3 protein-coding genes are annotated in these 4,277 nt (G+C 42.5%); all 3 read right to left on the reverse strand.

The features are described from left to right. Positions 1-99: 99 nt before the first annotated feature. The 3 genes from Q0081_RS16900 to Q0081_RS16910 all read right to left on the reverse strand — a co-directional run bounded on the left by Q0081_RS16900 (position 100) and on the right by Q0081_RS16910 (position 3,420). Positions 100-399, reverse strand: coding sequence for a hypothetical protein (locus Q0081_RS16900; protein ID WP_298355632.1), 300 nt, complete (start codon positions 397-399; stop codon positions 100-102). A gap of 144 nt (positions 400-543) precedes the next feature. Next, entirely contained in the window at positions 544-2,460 is a 1,917-nt protein-coding gene (locus Q0081_RS16905; RefSeq protein WP_298355635.1) for a helix-turn-helix domain-containing protein, read from the reverse strand. A gap of 219 nt (positions 2,461-2,679) precedes the next feature. After that, entirely contained in the window at positions 2,680-3,420 is a 741-nt protein-coding gene (locus tag Q0081_RS16910) for a T9SS type A sorting domain-containing protein (RefSeq protein WP_298355638.1), read from the reverse strand. Between the last annotated feature and the right edge of the window lie 857 nt (positions 3,421-4,277).

A 4,277-nucleotide genomic window follows, 5' to 3' on the forward strand; every position in this document is an offset into this window, starting at 1 on the left:
ACCATTATCAACGATTTTTTTTATAATTTCCCATCGGGAATTAGTCAGTTCGGTAAACTGTACTCGATTAAATTTGAGTTTTACTACTACCATAATAACTTATGTTTTGACAATCACATTTTTCCAGCCTTCCACTACCGCCGTTTTTCCTACCCATTTAGTGTTATTGGGAAAGATGTATTCGACATCATCAGCGAGTAAATCGCCCCAAGCTTCAACGTTAAAATCAGCTTGATAAGAGATGGCTTTTTCGGCCAGTACTGTATAATTAGAAGTAGCAAGGGCGAAGTCGTTTTGTTGCGAAGCAGTGGTCCGGTCGGTAGAAGAACAGCTTACCGACCCGAACCAAAAGCTAAAGATAAAAAGTAGGATAAAGGGGAAAGAGTTAAGAGTTTTCATAAATGGGTTGAGTAAAAATACACAACAAAGATAGCGATGGAAAGCGCTAATTCTGTTTGTCTATTTGGTCAAAAACTTAGTATATTGTTGCATGTTGGTACTTTTTTTGGCTTTTGTAGACTTTTTATAAGTTGGCTCTTTTGGCTACTGAGTAAGGGAAGGAGAGTCGGCTAACCCTATTCTTTGGAGGATGGCTTTGAACCGGGAGTCAGAATGAAGGAAGGTAAAAATCGGGGATACTTTCAGGTACTCGGGCAAAATGCCCACATCAACGCCTTTTTGGAGGTAGTGTAAACAACTTTCTTTGTCATTCAGACCAGCATAAATGATGGCAAAGAATGTGTAGTTTTCGGCGGTGTCGGTCAAGGAACGGAGATAGGGTTCTGCAAGGTCTTTTTGCCCCGATTTGAGTTGGCAATAAACGATGAGCGTTTTGATTGATTTTACGTCAGAATTAAGTCGGTCCGATTTTCTGAACTCCTCTAAGGCAGACTTATAATCGTGTTTATTGATAAAATAAAAAGCGGTAGCGTAGTAATACAGATAGGAGTTACTGAAGAGAATGGCCCCGTCTTTGATACTTTTTTCGGCTAAATCAAATCGACCCGCATAGGAACAGTTGCCAATGTGCCCGACCAGCACAACGGGATACAAAGGGTCTAAAGCAACGGCTTTGGTACTGTATCGAATCGCTTCGTCCAATCTTCCTACGGAGCGGAGCGCTAAACTATACCAATAATTGATTTGGGCATCGTTTGGGCTATGTTTCAAGGCTACCTGATACGTCGAAAGAGACTGTTCCCATTTATTTTGGGAGCGATAGACATTGGCCAAAATAGCGTAGGCCATGCCATTGTTTTCATCCAATCGGATGGCCGTTAAGGCATTTTTTTCAGCCATTTGGTAGCTCTTTTGCAAATCCATGTAATCTAGGCTTCCGAGCAGATAATACGACGAAGCTTTGTAAGAATACGCATCGGCAAAAGTAGGGTCTAAGGCAAAGGCTTTATCAAAACGTTGGATACTGGCTTCCAACCCGGCTTTGGCGCGGGTAAGCTGTAGCTGTTTGCCTTTTAAGTATTCATTGTAGGCCTCCAAATTGGTCGTCGGTACCCGTTCAATTTTTTTATTCTGTGCCGTACTGAGTTTCTGATTCAATTCATTGGCAATCTCTTTGGCGAGGGTACTCATGTGGCTGAAAATAGTCGAGAGTTCACCTTCGTAATTATTAGCCCAAACCACGCGGTCTTCGTTCGCCTTAATTAATTCAATATTGATATGGACGGTAGTACCCACTTGTAGAACGGTTCTTCCCAGAATGTAATTGACATTGAGTTCTTTAGCAATTTGGGGTGTCGTTTTTTTAGTGTCCCGGTACCGCATGGAGGAAGTTTTGGAGATGACAATCAGATGGTCAATCAAAGCAATAGAGGTATGAATTTGTTCCATAATTCCATCGCTGAAAAATGAATTTTCGGCGGCTCCTAAATTTTTAAAAGGCAAAACGGCAATGGAGTTTTCGGTTGGCACAGGAGAGGAAGCCAAGTCAATGGAAGTTGAATTTGTGGACGCAGTAAACTGTTGCCAAACAAAAATACTTGCCCAAATTAGCAGAACAGTGCCTAAACCAAGCCACCAATTGTTGATTCTTAATGCGGGGAATTGATGAATAGTAGGAAATGGTTGCGTAAGAGTTTCGAGATTGGGCGGTGCAGCAATCAGGTCAGCCTGTCCGTTTTCTCTCGGTTTTCTATATTCGCTGGGACTGATTCCGAACTCATCCGTAAAGTATTTGCTGAAACTTTGCGGGCTGTCAATGCCTACGCGATAGGCGATTTCAGCTATTTTCAAAGGGGTGCTGTCCAACAATTCTTTTCCTTTATGAATCCTTCTTTGACGGATATAAAGTGAAGGTGAATGGCTGGTTTTTTCCTTAATATGACGGAATAATTGGGAGCGGCTTATGCCCAGATCACGGCAAATTTCGTCAATTGAATAAGTAGGGTTTTCAATGTTTTTATCGATTAATTGGTTTGTTTTATCAAGAAATGAGTTTTCCAAAAGGTACATTTTTTCGTAGGGTCAGGGTAATCAGGTATATTTTTTCAAATATCCAAAAACTCCCGTTATCAATGGAAGGAGAGGTTTTTGAATGCAAGTATATGGATTCTAAATAGTACTTAGCTCTGAAAACAATCTGACGCATCTGTGATTTTACCGCGGGAGTTGTTAATTGAAATCCTGCCCTCTCCAATGCAATGCAGAGGGCAGGAAGGTAGGTTATTGGACTTTAACGACCTTGATAGTGGTTTGTTTAACAGCAGTATTAACTCTCATAAAATACATTCCGTTGGCTATATCGCTCACCTCAAACGCCTCCTGATGTTGGTTGGTTTCAGGCACAAAAGTGCGCTGTAACAGCGTGCGCCCCGAAGCATCCAATAGGCTCACGTTTACTTTTTGGTCTTTGGCGTTATTGACACTCAGGTGCAACGTTTGAGAAACTGGATTGGGCATGACTTGGGCGGAGAAACCGTTATCCGTTATCCGTTCTCCGCCGCTATTTTTGCGGCACCTACTCCGACCCCATCTTTGAACTGAATTCGGAACCAGTATTCCTGATAGGCCAGTACATTTCCGGCGGGTTGACGGATAAATACTTCCCTGTCCTTTTTGATCCCAGTACCGAATACTGAGTTTGAATAAACCCTTGGGGAAGCCTTCGTCGTGAATATTAACACCGTTTCCGTTGTCCTGATAAAAGCCAAAGGCAGGATGGTTTTGGGCGTAGAGTTCGGTAAACCCTTCGCGATTGGCAAACATAAAATAGGGGGCATTGTTTTCGTGGGTGTTGTACGAAGGAACTACCCCCGTTTCGGGCGTGGAGAGCATATCAAACGTCAGTGAACCGTTGGTGCCCAAAGCGCAGGTTTCTGCATTGATTGTCCAATAACGATGTGCGGTCTTGTTTACATCTTCGCTGTAGAAAATCGTTGGATTGGCTTCCTTACTCAAATCCAAGGTCGGTCCGGCATCGGCGGTGATAAACTGAGTAGTCCAAGCGACTTTATCGTTTGTCTTAACAGCCTATTTCGACTGACCGATATTGATTAAAGTCAAATCAAATGAATTTACTTTTACAAGGGAACTTCCGCTTAAGTTGGCTGGTAAAATGGCCGAACCGTTGGCGTCGGTAACAGATACTTAAGTAGTAGGTCGTCGTCAATGTAGGACTAACGCTTATGTTTTTGACGGTCGTATAGGCATTGACGGTCGTATTGATCGTCCCATTGCTGTAAACAACGGTATAGGGAGCAACTCCTCTGGTGATAACGACTTTTATATCCTTACTTAACCTCGCACAAATAACAGCGCCTCCGCTTAATAGAAGTACATGTGTGTCATCCCAAACGAGTACATCAGTACAAAGTATTCAAAGGGATGGCTGATTGGGTCGGACCGCCGCCGCGGTTCACTGGTCATACTTCCTTGGTGCGAATAAGCTTGTAGGGTATGATCCACTTGGAAAAAACCGGCTACTGTCAGCACATTTCCCCGTTGAGCGGGCAACTCACAAGCATTTTTTTTGGGTAGCCAAGCGTAAACTCTTGAAGGATTTAAATTAAATCCAGTTTCATCATAAAACCACAGTTGGATTGAACCCTGCAGTTGAGCTTGACGTAAATGCTTGATTTCCTGCTTGAAAAAATGAACATTTCTTGGTCACGTTGTGATTTTAAGGATTTTCTTACCCGACGCCATTTATACTCAAACTAAAGAGGTTTGCAATCCAGTAGGGGCTGGATTGAGTTTTTGGAAATTTGTATTTATCAAAGACTCTAATTTGTCTTTGTAGTTGCCAATATTGGCAAAAAAGT

Origin of the sequence: Runella sp. (assembly GCF_027484545.1) — a bacterium.
Lineage (GTDB): Bacteria > Bacteroidota > Bacteroidia > Cytophagales > Spirosomataceae > Runella.